The organism is Virgibacillus siamensis, assembly GCF_900162695.1.
Taxonomy (GTDB): Bacteria; Bacillota; Bacilli; order Bacillales; family Amphibacillaceae; genus Lentibacillus; species Lentibacillus siamensis_A.
In genome coordinates this window covers 2511577-2530402 of sequence record NZ_FUIH01000007.1, presented here as the reverse complement: position 1 = coordinate 2530402, position 18826 = coordinate 2511577, and the positions used below count along the sequence as shown (strand labels likewise).

Genomic DNA, 18826 nt, shown 5'->3' with positions numbered 1-18826 from the left:
ACCTTTGCAGGGGAAGAATCAACCATTCCGAATATGAAATCGACCTTCATCATATGGAATCAACCTTAAGTCTTGATAACTATCGGCCCGTGGAAGGTTGATGCTTTGAATCGATGGTTGATTTATTCTGTGTAAAGGTTGATACATGTACGTTGAAGGTTGATAACTTGCCGCCGTTGGTTGAAAAACGGCTGATATTGGTTGATATTCGAGGCTGAAGGTTGAATTCCGGATTGGAAGGTTGATAATTACTTTTATTCAATATATAGATGATGACAGCAGGAAAGGGCATTTTCCCTGTCGAAACAAAAAAGGTGCTGCCGCGATTGCGCACCTTTTTTTTCCAATTGACACCTATATGAAAACGGTTTATTATAATATGTAACCCGTTACATGTAACGGGTTACATATTGAAAATATTTAGTCTGAGAAAGTGGTTATGTGAACATGGCAACAATACGAGATGTAGCAAAACTGGCGGAGGTTTCGACCGCTACTGTATCACGGGTTTTGAATAAGAATGGTTATGTCAATAAGGCAACTGAAACCCGGGTTCAGGAAGCTATTAAACAATTGAATTATTTGCCTAATGATGTGGCCCGGAGTCTTTTTAAGGGGAGGTCCAGGACGATTGCATTGTTTGTTCCTGATATTACGAATCCCTTTTTCCCGGAATTGGCCAGGGCGGTGGAGGATTATTCCAATCACCACCAATATAATTTTGTCTTATGCAATACTGATAACGATTTGGAGAAGGAAATCGTATATTTGAATGCCTTGAAGCAGAAGTCTGTCGATGGATTTATCATTGTATCCAATTCGATTACGGAAGATCATTTACAGCGAATTAACGCTCCTGTTGTGGCCCTTGACCGGGTATTCAGCACCAAGGTTTCCTCGGTGACTGTTAATAACCGGGAAGGTGCAAGAAAAGCGGTTCAACATTTAAAGTCGCTCGGCTGTAACCGAATTGCACACATTGCCGGGCCCGAAAAGATAAGCAGTGCTGGTGAACGGCGCCAGGGCTATTTGGATGAAGTGGGAGATGAAGATTGGTTTAAGCCAGAATACGTCGTGCAAGGGAAATATGATTTTGACACAGCCAAAAAGGCGGCGATTCAGCTGCTGACTGGCAATCCTGAAGTGGACGGTCTGTTTGCGGGAAATGATTTGATGGGAGCTGGTGTATTAAATGCTGCAGCAAGTCTGGGAATTTCCATACCGGACGATTTAGCGGTGATTGGATTTGATGGAATTTCCATCAGCAAAATCATCACTCCTGCACTGACGACGATGGCACAGCCGATCTATGAAATTGGCACAAGGGCTGCTGAGCTGCTGATTACGCAAATTTCCAGTGAAAATCCAACGATTAAAAATGAAACATTAGACGTACAATTAATCGAACGTCAATCAACCGGTGAAAGGGCGGGAGAGTATGAAGGATAAACCAACTGTTTGTATTGTAGGAAGTATCAATATGGATTTAACGGTTTCTGTCGGCAAAATGCCTGTAAAAGGTGAAACAACGTTAGGCGATGAATTTTTCACCAATCCGGGCGGCAAAGGTGCAAACCAGGCTGTGGCAGCTGCAAGAATGGGAGCTGCGGTGAATTTCATCGGTGCTGTGGGAGATGATCCTTTTGGTAAAACAGTTACCGATAATCTGAAAAATGAGGGTATCGATACAGAAGGAATCATATCTGTCCCTGATACTGCTACCGGAATTGCAAATATTATTTTAAGTGAACGGGATAACCGGATCATCGTGGTTTCCGGGGCAAACAATCATGTCACACCGGAGCTTGTGGAATCCAAGCGAACGTTAATTGAGCAGAGTGATATCGTGTTGCTTCAGCTGGAAATTCCGATCAATACAATTGAAACAACGGTACAAATTGCGAGGGAAGCAGGGGTTCCGGTCATGTTAAATCCGGCGCCGTTCCAGCAGCTGAACGAAAGTGTCTTGCATCGTGTTACCTATCTGACTCCTAATGAATTGGAGGCGCGTGAACTGCAAAATAGCTCCCTGGTTGATCAGCTAGCCGGGAAAATTGTTACTACCAAAGGGCATGACGGAGTAGCATTTACTGAAAACGGTACCCCGCAGCAGATTGCCGGACATGAGGTTGAAGCGGTTGATACAACCGGTGCCGGGGATACATTTAACGGAGCACTGGCAACGGAAATCGCCCGCGGTGAAAACCTTCATCAGGCAATCCTGGTTGCTAATGCAGCTGCTGCTATTTCCGTGACGAAAATTGGTGCACAGCATGGAATGCCGACCCGAAACGAGGTTGAAGCATTTCTGGAAGAGGGTGAGCATGCATGAAAAAAGCAGGTATTTTAAATCGCGATATTGCTTCCGTATTAAGCCAGATGGGACATACCGATACATTGGTCATTGCGGACTGTGGACTGCCGGTTCCGAAAGACAAGCTGTGTATTGATGTTTCCCTGAAATTGAATGTTCCGGGTTTTCGAAAGGTATTGGAGACGGTTGCTGAAGATATGGTAATCGAAGAAATGGTGTTGGCGGAAGAAATCAGGCAATCCAACCTGGCACTTCATAACAATATTCAATCAACCTATCGTGAATTGCCGATACGGTACATTTCCCATAAGGAATTTAAACGCAATATAAAGGATGCCCGTGCAGTGATTCGCACAGGGGAAGCGTCTCCATTCGCGAATGTTATTTTAAAGTCCGGTGTACTATTTTAAAGAAATGAGGTGAACCAATTGAAGACGGAACCTTTTATCGAAATGGAAGGGATCAACAAGTCATTTTCCGGAAATCACGTGTTAAAGGACGTTCATTTCAGCGTCCGTAAAGGCGAAGTTCATGCGTTAATGGGAGAAAATGGTGCAGGTAAATCGACGTTAATCAAAATTCTTACCGGCATCCATAAACGGGATGATGGAGTCGTTAAATTAAACGGTAAGGAAGTTCATTTTTCACATCCGAAAGAAGCGGAAGAAAAGGGAATTATCACGATTCACCAGGAATTAAATATTATTCCGCACCTGACTGTCATGGAAAATATGTTTCTCGGCAAAGACATTACGTATGGAAAAACAGGCGTTCTGAATACAAAAGAAATGCGGAAGCAATGTTTGGCCAATTTGAAAAAATTAGGGGTAACGAACATTCATCCCAATGATACGGCAGGGGATCTGTCTGTCGGTAAACAGCAAATGATTGAGATTGCCAAGGGGTTATCTGCGAATGCGGAATTGATTGTGATGGATGAACCTACTGCGGCACTGACCGATCATGAGATTGATAGTTTGTTCCAGATCGTTCATGCACTGCGGGAACAGGGAGTTTCCATCGTTTATATTTCCCACCGCATGGAGGAAATTTTCCATATTTGTGACAGGATAACTGTTCTTCGTGATGGTCAGTATATTGGCACGGAAACGATCAATGATACGAGTTTTGAGCAGGTTGTCAAAATGATGGTGGGACGTGAACTTGGACAACGGTTTCCGGATAAACAGAATAAACCAGGCGATGTAGTCCTTGAAGTCAGGAATTTTAATCGGAAAGGTTTATTCAGCAATATCGACTTTGATGTTAAAAAAGGTGAGATATTGGGTGTTGCCGGGCTTATGGGCGCAGGACGTTCGGAAATTATGGAAACCATTTTCGGGTATGCGAAGAAGACAAAAGGTACAATATTGCTGGACGGCAAAAAAATTACCATTAAACACCCTTTCGATGCAATTAAAGCAGGTATTGGATTTATTACGGAAGATCGTAAAGCAAAAGGTCTCATTGTTGATTTTTCCATAAGAGATAATATTTCGCTGCCCAATATGACTGAGGTTTCACGCAACGGCGTTATTTTGAAGAAAAAAGAGCAAGATTTAATTAATAGATTGATAGACAGATTACAGGTTAAAACAACCGGTCCCTCGCAACAAGCGAAGTCACTAAGCGGAGGAAATCAGCAAAAAGTGGTTATCGCGAAATGGCTGGGAATCGCGCCCAAGGTGCTTATATTGGATGAACCGACAAGGGGAGTTGATATTGGAGCCAAAAAAGAAATCTATTCGATTATGAATGAACTGTCCCAAAATGGTGTGGCAATCATCATGGTGTCGTCTGAACTTCCGGAAGTTCTTGGGGTCAGTGACCGTATTATGGTGATTCGTGAAGGTAATATCGAAAAAATATTCAATCGGAATGAGGCGGATCAGGAGAAAATAATGACCGCTGCTACAGGAGGTGAGTAAAGTGAAGACGAAATTTTTTAATGACTTTTCAAAATTTGGTCCTTTAATCGGTTTAATTCTGATGATGATTGTGCTTAGTTTTCTGAGTGATAATTTCTTAACGTTAGATAATATTTTCAACTTGCTCAGACAAATTTCAATTAATGCGCTGATTGCTTTCGGTATGACGTTCGTTATTCTGACTGCCGGAATTGATCTGTCTGTCGGATCACTTCTGGCTTTGGGAAGCGCATTGACAGCCGGAATGCTTACCAGTGGAATGGATCCCATGCTGGCAGTATTACTGGGACTGCTGATCGGGCTTGGCCTTGGGGCAATTAACGGACTCATCATTACAAAAGGAAAAGTAGCTCCATTTATTGCAACCTTGGCAACGATGACTATATTTCGGGGAGCAACACTCGTTTATACGGACGGGCGGCCAATAACAGGTTTGTCTGACAGCTTTGCATTTCAGATGATTGGCGGCGGGTATGTATTCGGTATTCCGTTTCCGGTGATTCTGATGGTCATTATCTTTCTGGTTTTAATGTTTATTTTGCAGAAAACAGTGTTTGGTCGCCAGGTTTATGCAATCGGCGGTAATGAGGAAGCTTCTATTTTATCCGGTATTAAAGCGGATCGGGTAAAAATATGGGTTTATGCATTGACTGGTATGTTATCCGTTTTGGCAGGGATCATTTTGACAAGCCGGTTAAACTCTGCCCAACCGACTGCCGGAATGATGTACGAGTTGGATGCCATCGCTGCCGTTGTGATCGGTGGTACAAGCCTGATGGGCGGTCGCGGAAGGATTTTTGGAACACTTGTAGGTGCATTAATAATTGGAGTTATTGATAACGGCCTTAATTTGATGAATGTCTCATCTTTTTATCAGCAAATTGTTAAAGGCGGCGTTATTTTACTTGCAGTGTTATTAGACAGGAAATCCAACTAAATTTAGGGAGGAATTGCAATGGTTACATGGTTGAAACGAATTGGTGTATTGGCAGTTTTAGTGTTATTGGTTAGTGCATGTTCTTTGCAAAAGCCGGGATCATCGGACAGTGAGGAATCAAAGGGATCAGAAGGAGGTTCCGATGATACGATTAAAGTGGGTCTTTCCGTTTCAACACTTAACAATCCCTTCTTTGTAACATTACGGGATGGTGCGCAAAAAGCTGCTGAAGAGGCGGGCATGGAGTTGGTTGTGACAAATGCACAAAATGATGCCTCTAAACAATTAAGTGGTGTGGAAGATTTAATGCAACAGGATATTGATGTATTATTAATCAATCCGACCGATTCAGAAGCAGTTACTTCGGCAATAGAAATTGCAAACAATAATGATGTTCCAGTGATCACTGTTGACCGAAGTGCCGATGGAGGAGAAGTCGTAACACACATCGCTTCCGACAACGTTGCAGGGGGCGAAATGGCCGGTAAATTTATTGCGAAAAAGCTGGGGAACAGTGGTAAAATCGTCGAACTGGAAGGAGTCCCTGGTGCATCCGCCACAAGAGAACGTGGAAAAGGATTTCATAATATCGTGGACAGCAAGGATGGTCTGAAAATCATTGCCAGCCAGTCCGCAAATTTTGACCGAACAGAAGGATTAAATGTAATGGAAAATATAATCCAAAGCACCAAACAAATCGATGCCGTTTTCGCACATAATGATGAAATGGCGTTGGGAGCAGTCCAAGCCCTGGAGGCAGAGGGAATGGAAGATGTAATCGTTGTTGGCTTTGATGGCACAGATGATGGAAGGAAAGCAGTTAAAGACGGCCGAATGGACGCAACCATTGCCCAGCAGCCAACACTAATTGGTGAAAAAGCAATTGATGCTGCCAAGAAAGTAGCGAACGGCAAGTCGGTTGAAGAGTTTATTCCTGTTGAGCTGGAAATGATTAAATAGTTGTGATGGAGGACTGCTCTGGTATGGGGTGGTTCTCTTTTAATTGCATATTATATAAAAATTTTCATATTGTCCCGCATAGCGGAATTATTATGTTTAAATGTAACGAAATATTTCTTAAAATGAGTGAAAGCGTTCTTGAAAATTAGGGAGCATGAAAAGGAGCATTAAAATGCAAAATATCACAGTACTTGGAGCAGGCGTTATGGGGCATGGTGCGGCACAATTATTTGCCCAGGCAAGAAAAAATGTGCGTATTCGCGCAAGACGCGAGTCATCATTGGAAAAAGCAAAAGAGCTCATGACGAATAGTTTGAAAATTATGGTTGATAAAGGAATGTTGACTGAAAATGATATGCAGGAAGCGTTGTCCCGTATAACATATACAACAGATTTGCACGAAGCGATACGGGATGCTGACTTTGTTTTTGAATCAATTCCGGAAGATCTTGAAAAAAAACTAGATACGTACGAAATTATTGAAAACAATGTCTCCGATAAAACAATTATTACGTCCAACACCTCCACTTTTCCATTAGAGGAATTAACGCAAAAGGCGAAACACCCTGAGAGATTTATCATTACGCACTTCTTTAACCCGCCACAGCTTGTTCCGATTGTGGAAATTGTAAAAGTTGAACATACAGATGAGAACATTGTTAAAACGACGTACAACTTAATGAAGGAAATCGGCAAGTCACCGGTTGTTCTTAAAAAAGAGATTACAGGTTTTATCGTCAACCGTGTCCAAGTAGCAATGCTTCGTGAGGCGTTCAACTTAATGGAACAGGGGGTAGCAACCGCAGAGGATATCGATATCGCCATGAAAGGAAGCATGGGCTTCAAATGGGGTTTTTGCGGACCGATGGAAAGCCAGGATCTGGCAGGCCTGCAAACAACAAAGGCAATGGTTGGAAACATCTTGCAGGATCTGTCAAATACAAGAGAAGTACCTTCCTTTTTAAAGGAAATGGTGGAAAACGACCAGCTAGGCATTCGAACGAACCAAGGATTCTACAAATATGATGATAACGGTGAGCAAGCCATCCATACACGGGATGATCATTTTCTGGATCTTTTGAAATTGTTGCAGCGGAAGTAAGCTTTTGTCTTAGAAAAACCGCTTATCCAAAATCTTAATTTAATTTATACACAGAGTTTACGTTGGCTTAATATTCGGATGTTAGGATGAATGTATAAACGGATAAGGGGGCATATAATTGAGTGTTCGTGCGATATTTATTGATATGGATGGTACGCTGTTAAATGCATCGAAACGTATTTCCGATCGGAATTTGAAAGCTATAAATAGGCTGACTAACCGTGGGATCAAGGTTTTTCTGGCTACCGGTCGGCACTACGAAGTAACCGCTCCATTCCATAAAGAAATTGGTTTGCGAACTCCGATGATTTGTTTGAATGGTGCCGCTATTTATGAGGCATTAACAGGAAGCGTGATGCAAATGCGAACTGTTCAATTAGATGATGAAAAATTTCACCGATTAACTGCTGAAAATTCTAATGTTACGATCCATACAGCGAATGGGCTGTATTGTAAGGAAATAACCGAAGAAATCGAATACTGGACGAAAGTTGGGAAAATAGCGCCGAGCTATATCGGCGATTTAAGACAGGCAAATTATCAGGATGTTTTCAAATACAGTGTAAAAACCGGTGGGTCATGTCCTGATTTATCGGCTATGTTTCATAAAGAAGCAGAAGTCATCAATTGGAAGGACGGGTTTGAGCTGGTGGCACCGAATGTTTCGAAATGGTTCGGTATAAAAAGCCTGCTGCGCGCATTTCAAATTAATCCAAGTGAAGTCGCAGCTATTGGGGACGGACCAAATGATATAAAAATGCTGCAACGTGCCGGAGTTGGTGCAGCAATGGCGAATGCCAGCGATGAAGTCAAAGCAGCGGCTGATATTGTTACAGGGCATCATGAACATGATGGGTTAGCCGAGTTTATCGAAAGCTACCTGATTCAATCATATGATAAGGCCAATGTGATTTAAAGCATATAATAAAGTTTGCTTTTTAATAAAGAGGTGTCTCGGTTTCTGAGGGATGGCTCTTTTGTTTATTACTGTACGAATGCTGTTCATCCTCATGTGAGTAGGTTGCTGTATGGGTTTTTTATAAGCAGCAGCTTTACGCTTGACACGAAGTAGTATATATTTAACTTAGTTCTGGTTAAATACGAGGAGGAACTAGCTTGAAAAAGACAGTAATCGCTTTCGTAATTGTATTAGTAGCAGTGGCCGGTGTATTATGGTTTGTTATGTATAATGACGGTAATGATGTAACGGAAAGGGTTGAAGATGATTTTTCAACTGAAGGTGCTGCATACAAATACCCTCCGAAGCCAACCAATACAGTGATTAAAAAGCAGAAAAAAATGGAGCAGAAAATGCTTCAGGAAAGTGAAGGAAGTACGTTATCTGATCCCTATGTCAAGCTTGACCCATATAACAGGGCTCCGCTTGCAGCACTGATTATGTTTGAAACAAAAGAGAAATCAACCGTCACGTTTAAGGTAAAAAGTAAACATGGTGATGCAGACATAACCAAGACAATGAACCATTTAAAAACGGAGCATCAGCTTCCTGTACTTGGACTTTATCCGAATTATAAGAACAAAGTTGTGATCAAAGCAAAAACTGTATCCGGCAAGACAAAGAAAAAAACCGTTCATATCAAAACCGGAAAGCTACCAAAATATTTGCCGGATATCACGATTAAAACCGTCAAAAGAGACTTGATTGATATGCCTGAGAATAGTTTAACTTTTGCAATACCAAGTACAAAATATCCGTATGCATTCGATTTGAATGGAGATATTCGATGGTACAGTTCAACATATAACAGTCATGTGTTCAAGCAGCTCGAAAATGGAAACTACCTTTATCTTGGGAAGGACTCCAACAGCGGGGATGCTTATAACCGCCTTCGCGAAATGAATCTAATGGGTAGAATATACAATGCATTTAAAATCAGTCAAAAACCTGCACATTCCGAAGCAAAGGGCTTGGAAAAAACATTGATCCATCACGATGCCTCCGAACTTCCGAATGGCAACTTCATTCTGACGGTGAATGATGATGATGGAACGTATATTGAAGACACCATGATTGAAATCGACCGGCAAACCGGTGAAGTTGTGAAACGGTTTGATTTGAAAAAGTTGTTTCCGGAAGGGGTTTATGAAAATTACACAAATGACAATGAAGATAATGCAATCGACTGGTTCCATCAGAATGCAGTGGTTTATGACGAGAGTGACAGCAGCCTTGTAATCTCGGGGCGGAACCAAGATGCAGTGATGAAAATCGATTACGAGACAGGAGAAATTATCTGGATACTCGCACCTCCTGAGGATTGGAAGGACAAGTATGATGCGTATCTGGTTGAGGGGAAAGGGAAAAACTTTAAGTTTCCGGCCGGACAGCACGATCCAACGATTATGCCGGATTTCGACAATAACCCTGACACCATTGATCTTTTAATTTATGATAACAATATAGTCAAGACACGCGGAAATGATGAACTTTCCGGGAAATACAGTGCAGGAACACATTATCGTATTAACGAAAAAACGATGGAAGCGAAAATTATCTGGACATACGGCAAGGAACGCGGAGAAACGTTATTCACAGAAATCATCGGCAGCGCCAAATATCTTGAGAAAAGCGGAAACCGGTTGATCGACTTCGGTTTTGTCAATGACGGAAAGCGCAGTCACATAGTCGAAGTGACAGAAGATGAAAACCCAAAAGTTGTATTTGAAGCAATTGCCACCGATTTTCCAACAGGTGCATGGGTATATCGGGCACAGCGTCACACCTTATACTCAGGATCATGGGTAGAGCGATATCAATTCTGATGGGAAGCATGGGGACGGTTCCCATGTTTCCTTTTCTATTAGGAATAAGGGAAGCAGAAGAACCGTCCGTCCCGTTGCTTTATCGGCTTTGTTTATTTACACTTGTCACTTTCCAGCCTTTTTGGTTAACCCATTGCAGCTGCACGATATACATCCAGTCTGATACACCATTTGGACTAACCTTCCCGATGGACTTTTGTGGCCCACCGCCATTTTCCATTCGCCAAATGGTCATGCCGTCATCCAGTCCAGTTGCAGTTTGAATGGCTTTGACTTTTTCATTCCAGTCAACTGTGCCTTTATCATAGCTGGAAGTATGCGGGCCGCTTTGGGAAGTGCCAATGGGCTTGCCAGTTTCGCCTTGTTCAGTTTTATTTTTGTCCTTTTTGGCGTTTTTTTCTTTTTTATCTGTATTTTGCTTATCCTGCTCTGTTTTATTATCATCGGATGACCCTTGTTTGTTGGGTTCATCCTCATTCTGCTTGCTTTTCTGTTCCTTTGCTTGCTGATCAGGATCTTTATTTCCTGTTTCTTGCTTTTGATCAGCATTTTCGTCTTTATCATCATTGGTTTCAATGTTATTGTCCTTGCTATTAGAATCCCCTTCATCCGCTGTTTTGCTGCCATTAAATAACAAGTTTCCCCCAATAATTAATATAAGCGCAAAGACTATGGCAATAAGGGAATTAATTACAATATTTTTATTTCGCTGCTTCTTGCGCATGGAATGTCTTGATTTCATGTTAATCTCCTCTGTGAAATTTTTATAAGTGTCCATACCCAAGATACATGATTTTTAAACCAAGCGGGCGGTGATTTTTTACGTTACTTGGGTTGATCTCCGCTGAACAAAAGGAGGAACCCGCTGAAAAAATTGCCGCTCGCGCCGAACAAAATGTGGAAGCCGCCGAAGGAATAGCAGTTACCGCCGAACAAAACACGAAAGCCGCCGAAAGAACTGCCGCTCTTCGCTGAACAAAAAGGTGAAGCCGCTACATGAAGGATTGATTATCCAAGCAAAACCAATATCCGTCCAAATAGACATAATCGCTGTTATGCGAGGTTGTTTTTGCCGGTGTCCGTCACCTTAATTACTAAACTCCCTCTTCCGCTTTCAAATACAATCACAATCCATTATACTAATGAAAAAGAATATAAGAGGGGAGGGATTAAAATGGCGAAAAGATTAGACCATGGCAGTTTTGTGCCTTTATATCATCAATTAAAGGAAATTTTGAAAGAAAAGATAGAGTCGGGTGAATGGTCCCCCGGTGAAAAAATTCCATCTGAAAATGAATTCCGAAATGATTATGAAATCAGCAGGAATACGGTGAAAAAGGCTTTGGATGATCTTGTTCAGGAGGGGTTCCTCAGACGGATAAAGGGGAAAGGAACTTTCGTTTCAAAGCCGAAATTCGAACAATCCCTTACCGGTTTTTATAGTTTCAGTAAGGTTATGGAAAAAAGAGGCATGAAACCGAAAGATCTGATTATTAGTATAGAAACGACAAGGGCTAAAAGGAGTATTGCGAAACAGCTGCAAATCGGGGAAGAAGAGGAAGTTATTGCATTAAGGCGTTTACGTAAGGCGAATGATGAGCCGATTATCCTTGAAACTTCTTATATTCCGAAAAAACTTATTCCAGGGCTATCACGAGAACAGTTGGAAAACTATTCACTCTATGATTTGATGGAGAAAGAATTCGGTATTATTGTCACAAAGGCAAAAGAGATATTTGAGCCTGTACTTATCCGGGATTATGAGAGTAAGTACCTGGAAGTACAAGAGGGATATCCGGCTCTGTTGCTGGACCGGACTGCCCGCAATAAGGAAGGTCTGCCCGTTGAATTTTGCCGCTCCATTGTACGGGGGGATCGTTGCAGGTTTTACACGGAATTAATGTGATGAATTTTTTTACAATGATATTTGACCCAACAACCCTACAGCAAATACTTGTGCATGGGTTAGTCCGGGGCAGAATAGTAAGATTACGCGGGTTTTGGTGAATAAGGGAGTTGGGATTTTTTATCTCAAGCCCTTTTTTATTTCTATGTATTAGTTCTTTATAACTATTTTATAATGGTTTTATATACCCTTGACGTAATGACCAGAGCTTGTCATCCTAATAAGATAGGGGGATGAAAATTGGAAATATTCTGTGTCGAGGAAATTGTCCGTCTCTATTTTTAGATCAACTTGTACCAACAACCCGTTGACAGTATATGGACTGAGAGGAGGTGAATACAATTTTTATGAAGCGTTGTCTGGTTGTTGAAAACGCTTTCGAATCAGAAGTTTACTAAAAAGGAGGTTTAACTATTGAAATCCTATTTGAAAAATTTCCCTTTTGTCATCACAATTCTTGCTGCGTCAGTATTGTTATTGGCTATGGGCGTTTTTTCCGCTTCCGTTGATGCTGAAACTGATAAGAACACGACAGTTATTGGAAACGTTACTGATATTACTTCGGACGGCAGCTTATACACAATCACTGCGGATGACGCCAAGGTGAGAGTGAACTTTTATAAAAGTGATATGTTCCGAATCAGGATGGCCCCGGATGGAAATTTTAAGGATCCTACAGATGGTAAAATTACCGTGAAAAAGGACTATCCTTCTATCCAGCCAAGTGAATCTGATGCAGGCAAATATTACAAAATATCCACCGATGACGTCGTATTGCGTGTTTATAAGGATCCTTTACGATTTGCATTATATGAAGCCGACAATAAAACAATTATCTGGGAGGAAGCTAAAGGGCTGACCTGGACAGATAAGAAAACTGTTCAGACACTCAAGCGTGGTGAACAGGAACAATATTTTGGAGGCGGTATGCAAAATGGACGTTTTACACATCGTGGAGACACCATTGATATTTCGGTATCCTATGATTGGAATGACGGAGGAAATCCAAACGCAGCACCATTTTATATGAGTACGGCAGGTTATGGTGTGTTACGCAATACATTTGAACCGGGTCAGTATTCGTTTAAAGAACCTGTGAAAACAACGCATAATGAGAAACGATTTGACGCTTTTTATTTTTATGGTCCGGGACTTAAACAAATTTTGGATGGTTACACAGAGTTGACAGGTCGTCCTTTTATGCCGCCTATTTACGGGCTGGAGCTCGGTGATGCGGATTGCTACAACGAAGAAGGCGAAACAACAATGGATGCAGTCAACATAGCGGAAGGCTACATTGAACATGACATGCCTGTTGGCTGGATGCTTGTAAATGACGGCTACGGCTGCGGATACGAAAATCTGAAACAAGTGGGGAACGAACTGAGAAATCATGGCGTTGAGCTTGGCCTGTGGACCGAGAATGGTTTACCTGATCAGAAGTGGGAAGTGGGTGAAGCTGGTGTCCGTGTTCGTAAACTTGATGTGGCATGGGTCGGAAAAGGTTACGAATTTGCTTTAAATGCCTGCGAAACGGCTTATAACGGGATTGAGAACAACAGCAATGCCAGAGGATTTGTCTGGATGGTTGAGGGCTGGGCAGGTGCTCAGCGATGCGGTACCATGTGGACCGGCGACCAATATGGCTCATGGGATAACATACGTTTCACGATACCGACCATTGCCGGTTCAGGGTTATCCGGACAGGCATTTGCCTCCAGCGATATTGACGGCATTTTCGGAGGCAGCGCTGAAACGTATGTCCGCGACTTGCAATGGAAAGCATTTATTCCAATGTCAATCGCTATGTCCGGCTGGGCATCAAAGGACAAGCAGCCATGGGTATATGGGGAACCGTATACATCGATTAACCGAAAATATCTGAAGCTGCATGAGCGGTTATTGCCTTATACGTACACATATGCCGCCGAGGCGCACCGTGATGGAACTCCGCCTGTAAGGTCACTGGTTCTGGAATATCCAAATGATCCTAAGACGTGGGGGGAATCAGTCAAATATGAGTTCCTGTCAGGGGAATCATTCCTGGTGGCACCAGTTTATAAAGATACTGATGTGCGTAATAATATTTATCTTCCAGAAGGTCTTTGGATTGATTATTGGAATGGTGACGTTTATGAAGGCAAGCAGACAGTTAATAATTATCCCGCTTCACTCGGTAAATTGCCGCTGTTTGTAAAAGCCGGCGCGATTATCCCGATGTGGGCACCAAACACGGATGATTACCACGAAGCGATGCAGCGTCCATTAACTTTGGATATCTATCCAAAAGGTGATTCGAGCTTTACTTTGTATATGGATGAAGGTGTGACGACTGAATACAAGCAGGGTGAGTTTGCAGAACAAACGTTTGATGTTTCTGCCCCTGAAAAAACAAATGGAACGATTAAAATAACGGTGGGAGCGTATGAAGGTGAATTTGATAACATGCCGGAAGATAGAGGTTATCAGTTTACTGTACATTCCGATAAAAAACCCGGAAATGTATTCAGAAGTAATAAAAAGCTGAGACAGTTTAATACAAAGGAAGCATATCAGAGGGCTTCTGAAGGCTGGTATTATGATAATGATAAGCAAGGTGGTATCGTCTATGTCAAAACTGAACCTGTACCGACCAGTGAATCATTAACGATCACGATGCATGGCGCAAGCGCTGTTGGTGGAAAAGATGACATACCTGCCGTGTCGGCTGAGCTTCAGGCGCCGGACAAACTCATGCCTGGTGAAGCTTCCGAACTAACGGTGGAATTTACGAATAATACGGATTATACGTTGAATGGAATCAATTATACACTGGATTTACCAGAAGGATGGGAAACCGAGAAGAAAAAAGACTTCAAGAAAGTTCCCAAAGGAGGCCAAGCAGCTGCCGTATTTGACGTAAAAGTCCCAGAAGACACTCAACCTGATGACTATGCGATTAGCGTTAAGGCTGATTATAAATTACGTGGAGAAGAATGGTCTATTTCAGACACAAAAATGGTCGAAACCCTTTTGTCAAATGGCGTGTGGGTAAGTGATCTGGACTGGACCGATGTAACGAACGGATGGGGACAGTTGCAGATTGACAGTAGTAATGGAGGCAAGCCCCTGACGCTTGACGGCGTGACGTATGACAAAGGGCTCGGCGCCCACGCATTGTCCGAGATTACCTATGATTTGAATCGTTTAACAAATAAAAGCTCCAGATTTGTTGCGGATATAGGGGTTGATGATGAAATTCCGGACTATGGAAGTGTCGTTTTCCAGGTGTTTGGAGACGGTCAGAAGCTGTATGACAGCGGAGTGATGACTGGAACTTCGGATACGAAACATGTTGATGTAAGTATTGAAAGTGTGGACACATTGAAGCTTGTTGTAAAAACCGCCGGAGACGGTAAAACAGGTGATCACGCCGATTGGGCAGGTGCTAAGATATTATTTGAATGACAATGGGAATCCAGCTTTGGCACGAAGCGCGGTTTTAATGTCAAGTCATTTAAATGGAGGTAAATAGGATGAAAAGGAAATTTGTTACAATCTTCTGTGTATGCCTTATGTTCATGTCGTTACTGACGGTTCTGCCCTCGTCCTTTTCGGCAGCGGATACGCCTGAAGTGAATCCAAAGCCACAGGTTATCCCAGGTTTGCGTGAATGGCAAGGCGGGGTTGGTTCATTCAGCATTGTTCAGACGTCAAAAATTGTTGTAGACCCGCAGTATACTAAGAAATTAAATAAGACAGCAGAAGTTTTACAAAAAGATTTGCTGGATATTACGGGAAGAAAATTATCTGTTGAGGCTGGTCAACCTCAACAGGGTGATTTTTATCTGACATTGGAATCTTCGGATACAGGTATAGGTGATGAAGGTTATTTGTTCGAAGTGGAAGATTACGTAACGATCCGCGCGAATACGGATACAGGCGTTTTTTTCGGAACGAGAACAGCATTGCAGATTCTTGTGCAGGACTCTGAAAAAAGCCATATTCCGAAAGGGACGGCAAGAGATTGGCCGAAATACCAGGAGCGCGGTTTTATGCTTGATGTTGCCCGCAAGTTTTTCCCGATGCGTTTTTTAAAACAATATGTCAAGGTCATGTCCTGGTACAAGATGAACGACTTCCAAATTCATTTGAGTGATAATGAAATTTTTAAAGATAACAGCCGGGAACATTGGGATGAATATTCGGCATTTCGCCTTCAAAACGATACGTACCCGAAACTGACAGCAACAGATGGAAGTTACACAAAGCAGGAGTTTCAGGAGTTAATGGATCTGGCACAAAAACACGGCATGACAATTACACCGGAGATCGATACACCAAGCCATGCACTGGCGCTTACCAAAATCAGGCCGGATCTTGTCCATCCGGATTTACCGGTCGATCATCTTGATATTACACGAGAAGAAACGGTCGATTTTGTAAAATCGGTGTGGGGTGAATACCTGGATTTTTTTGAGGGCGAATATGTCCATATTGGTGCAGATGAATTTTATACAGGAAATCCGGAAACGATGGAGATTTACAGAGAATATATGAATACGTTAAATAAGTTTATGAAAAACAATGGTAAAAAAACAAGGGCGTGGGGAAGTTTATCACAATTCCCCGGTGAAACTCCGGTTGACAAGGATATCGTGCTAAACATTTGGAACAACGGGTGGCATAATCCTGTGGATGCTGTTAACGCAGGGTTTGATGTGATCAATACAAATGATGCACTTCTATATATGGTTCCGTATGCAGGCTATTACAACGATTATTTAAATACGAAATTGCTATACGAAGAATGGGAACCGAATATTTTCAGCCTATCCAATCCGGATTTAAATCTGTCGGAGGACAATCCTCATCTACTTGGAGGTATGTTCGCCGTTTGGAATGACAAGATTGGGTATGGTTATACAAGGTTCGACGTACATGAACGTGTAAGAGATGCACTGCCAACGCTCGCGCAAAAAATGTGGAGCGGAGAAACGGAGCAATCCTTTGAGGAATTCGAAAAATTATCGAAAGAAATCGGTGCAGCACCGGGAACAAACTTACTTCGAAAAATACCGTCAAAAGGTGATTCAATTATTCACTACACCTTTGACAGAGGAAAAAGCGATCGTGTGAAAGACAGTTCCGGAAACGGGTATGTCGGGGAAGCGAATGGAATCGAAAGGTCAAAAGATGGCCGATATGGAAGAGCAGCTGTATTTGATGGTTCCAGCGATCGTATAAGCACAGAGTTATTAAGCAAAGGGTTCCCATGGTCGACCTCGATGTGGGTAAAACTTGATGATAAACAATCTGAAGAGGTTATTCTCGAATCCGCGGACGGGGCTCTAAAGCTCAGCCAGAAAGAAACACACAGAATTGGGTTCTCCCGTGAAGGTTATGATTTTTCATTTGATTATTCGTTACCTGTCGGACAATGGGTGCATCTCGCATTAACCGGGACGCCGGAAGGAACATCGCTCTATGTCAATGGGGAGTTAAGGGATACAACAAACAGAACGCTTGTATTGCCTTTAAGTACGATTGGCAGCAAAACAAAATCGTTCAAAGGAAGGCTTGATGATTTCCGGGTTTACAACCGCTCGTTGAATCGTAATGAAATTAAAAAACTCGCCGATGCCTCGTATAAGGACGTTAATGTCGCTGCGTTTAAAGACGTTGTCGCCTCTTCTTCTGAAACAAGTCAGCTGACTCCTGAAAATGCTGTTGATGAAAATGCTCATTCGCGATGGGCTTCTGCATATAACGACAATGAGTGGATTTATGTTGATCTTGGGCGAAGCGAAATGATTGACAGCGTTCAACTAAATTGGGAGGCAGCATACGGCAGTGGTTACAAGCTACAGGTGTCTGATGATGCTGAAAACTGGACAACCGTTTATTCAACGACAACTGGAGACGGTGAAATTGACAACATTCATTTTGATCCGGTCAAAGCACGGTATGTAAGGATGCTTGGTACCCACAGGGCGTCAGGTTATGGTTATTCGTTAAAAGAATTTCAAGTGTTTAAAGCTGATTCGTCATCGGGGATACTTTTGTCCCTTGATACTTCCCAAGAAATGTTTGAGCCAGGCAGCAAAGCTGAAATAAACGCAACTTTAAAAAACGTTGAGGGAAAAAGGGCCCGTGATGTTCAAGTTGAATTATATACGCGAAGGGGGTGGGAAGTGAATTCTGTTTCCAAGAAATCGTTTCCCCACCTGGATCCGGGAGAAAAGGTTCAGGTGACTTGGGAAGTTGTTGTTCCTGAAGATGCTGAAAGGGGTACTGTTGATTTCTTTTCAGAGGCGTTATTCCGTACCCCCGGAAAAGGAAAAGGCTCTCGTGTCCGTTCGCCATTGTCGCTTCAAGTTGCGCCTCCACCACCAACACAAGATACATTCATCAGTGAACTGCCGTTTTTGGATGAACCTCAAAACGGTTGGGGTCCGGTTGAATTAGATACCAGCAACGGCAGAAATTCAGAAGGTGATGGTAGTACAATAACCCTTAATGGCAAGACATATGAAAAAGGATTGGGTGTGCACGCACAATCTGAAGTAACTTATTATCTAGGTGGACATAGTTCCAGATTTACCGCTGATATTGGCGTTGATGATGAAATGCGGAATGGCAGTCCTTCAAGTGTTATTTTCCAAGTCTGGGGTGATGGTAAAAAACTCTTTGATAGCGGATTGATGACGGAAACATCTGAAACGAAAACTGTTGACGTTAATATTGAAGGCGTAAATGTTCTTAAGCTGGTCGTAACCGACAGCGGAAACGGCAACGGAAGTGATCATGCCGATTGGGCGGACGCCAAAATTATGGTTGGGCAAAACGATAACAGTGACTGAGAAGCAAAGAGGAAACATGGGGACAGTTCCCATGTTTCCTTCTGCTTTATATC

13 protein-coding genes are annotated in these 18826 nt (G+C 42.4%); 12 read left to right on the top strand and 1 reads right to left on the bottom strand.

The window, feature by feature from the left end; all coding sequences use genetic code 11:
- Window positions 1-447: 447 nt before the first annotated feature.
- From B1K71_RS16135 to B1K71_RS16095, 9 genes are all read left to right on the top strand, one after another.
- Window positions 448-1449 (top strand): LacI family DNA-binding transcriptional regulator, encoded by a 1002-nt coding sequence (locus tag B1K71_RS16135; RefSeq protein WP_077328835.1) that lies wholly within the window; start codon window positions 448-450, stop codon window positions 1447-1449.
- Complete coding sequence (rbsK, locus tag B1K71_RS16130; protein ID WP_077328834.1) at window positions 1439-2332, top strand: ribokinase; 894 nt, start codon at window positions 1439-1441, stop codon at window positions 2330-2332. The genes B1K71_RS16135 and rbsK overlap by 11 nt, the downstream gene beginning before the upstream one ends.
- Entirely contained in the window at window positions 2329-2724 is a 396-nt protein-coding gene (gene rbsD / locus B1K71_RS16125) for a D-ribose pyranase (protein WP_077328832.1), read from the top strand. Before rbsK ends, rbsD begins: the two co-directional genes overlap by 4 nt.
- A gap of 18 nt (window positions 2725-2742) precedes the next feature.
- A complete protein-coding gene (locus B1K71_RS16120) occupies window positions 2743-4242 on the top strand; it encodes a sugar ABC transporter ATP-binding protein (RefSeq protein ID WP_428848863.1) in 1500 nt (499 codons plus the stop codon).
- 1 nt (window position 4243) lies between these two features.
- Complete coding sequence (locus B1K71_RS16115; RefSeq protein ID WP_281250354.1) at window positions 4244-5179, top strand: ABC transporter permease subunit; 936 nt, start codon at window positions 4244-4246, stop codon at window positions 5177-5179.
- Window positions 5180-5197: 18 nt separating this feature from the next.
- Window positions 5198-6139: a ribose ABC transporter substrate-binding protein RbsB gene (rbsB, locus tag B1K71_RS16110; protein WP_077328829.1), complete on the top strand. Its 942-nt coding sequence runs from the start codon at window positions 5198-5200 to the stop codon at window positions 6137-6139.
- A gap of 172 nt (window positions 6140-6311) precedes the next feature.
- Complete coding sequence (locus B1K71_RS16105; RefSeq protein WP_175631938.1) at window positions 6312-7241, top strand: 3-hydroxyacyl-CoA dehydrogenase family protein; 930 nt, start codon at window positions 6312-6314, stop codon at window positions 7239-7241.
- Between the two features lie 118 nt (window positions 7242-7359).
- Window positions 7360-8157 (top strand): Cof-type HAD-IIB family hydrolase, encoded by a 798-nt coding sequence (locus tag B1K71_RS16100; RefSeq protein WP_077328825.1) that lies wholly within the window; start codon window positions 7360-7362, stop codon window positions 8155-8157.
- Between the two features lie 200 nt (window positions 8158-8357).
- Window positions 8358-10025, top strand: coding sequence for an aryl-sulfate sulfotransferase (locus B1K71_RS16095; RefSeq protein WP_139343346.1), 1668 nt, complete (start codon window positions 8358-8360; stop codon window positions 10023-10025).
- A gap of 79 nt (window positions 10026-10104) precedes the next feature.
- On the opposite strand, the gene B1K71_RS16090 is transcribed toward B1K71_RS16095, so the two are convergent.
- Complete coding sequence (locus B1K71_RS16090) at window positions 10105-10767, bottom strand: YrrS family protein (protein ID WP_175631937.1); 663 nt, start codon at window positions 10765-10767, stop codon at window positions 10105-10107.
- 432 nt (window positions 10768-11199) lie between these two features.
- On the opposite strand from B1K71_RS16090, the gene B1K71_RS16085 reads away from it, so the two are divergent.
- The 3 genes from B1K71_RS16085 (at window position 11200) to B1K71_RS16075 (ending at window position 18773) form a co-directional block, all read left to right on the top strand.
- On the top strand, window positions 11200-11931 hold the full coding sequence (locus tag B1K71_RS16085) for a GntR family transcriptional regulator (RefSeq protein ID WP_077328822.1): 732 nt from the start codon (window positions 11200-11202) through the stop codon (window positions 11929-11931).
- 414 nt (window positions 11932-12345) lie between these two features.
- On the top strand, window positions 12346-15378 hold the full coding sequence (locus B1K71_RS16080; RefSeq protein WP_077328820.1) for an NPCBM/NEW2 domain-containing protein: 3033 nt from the start codon (window positions 12346-12348) through the stop codon (window positions 15376-15378).
- Between the two features lie 68 nt (window positions 15379-15446).
- Window positions 15447-18773: an NPCBM/NEW2 domain-containing protein gene (locus B1K71_RS16075; protein WP_175631936.1), complete on the top strand. Its 3327-nt coding sequence runs from the start codon at window positions 15447-15449 to the stop codon at window positions 18771-18773.
- Window positions 18774-18826 lie beyond the last annotated feature (53 nt).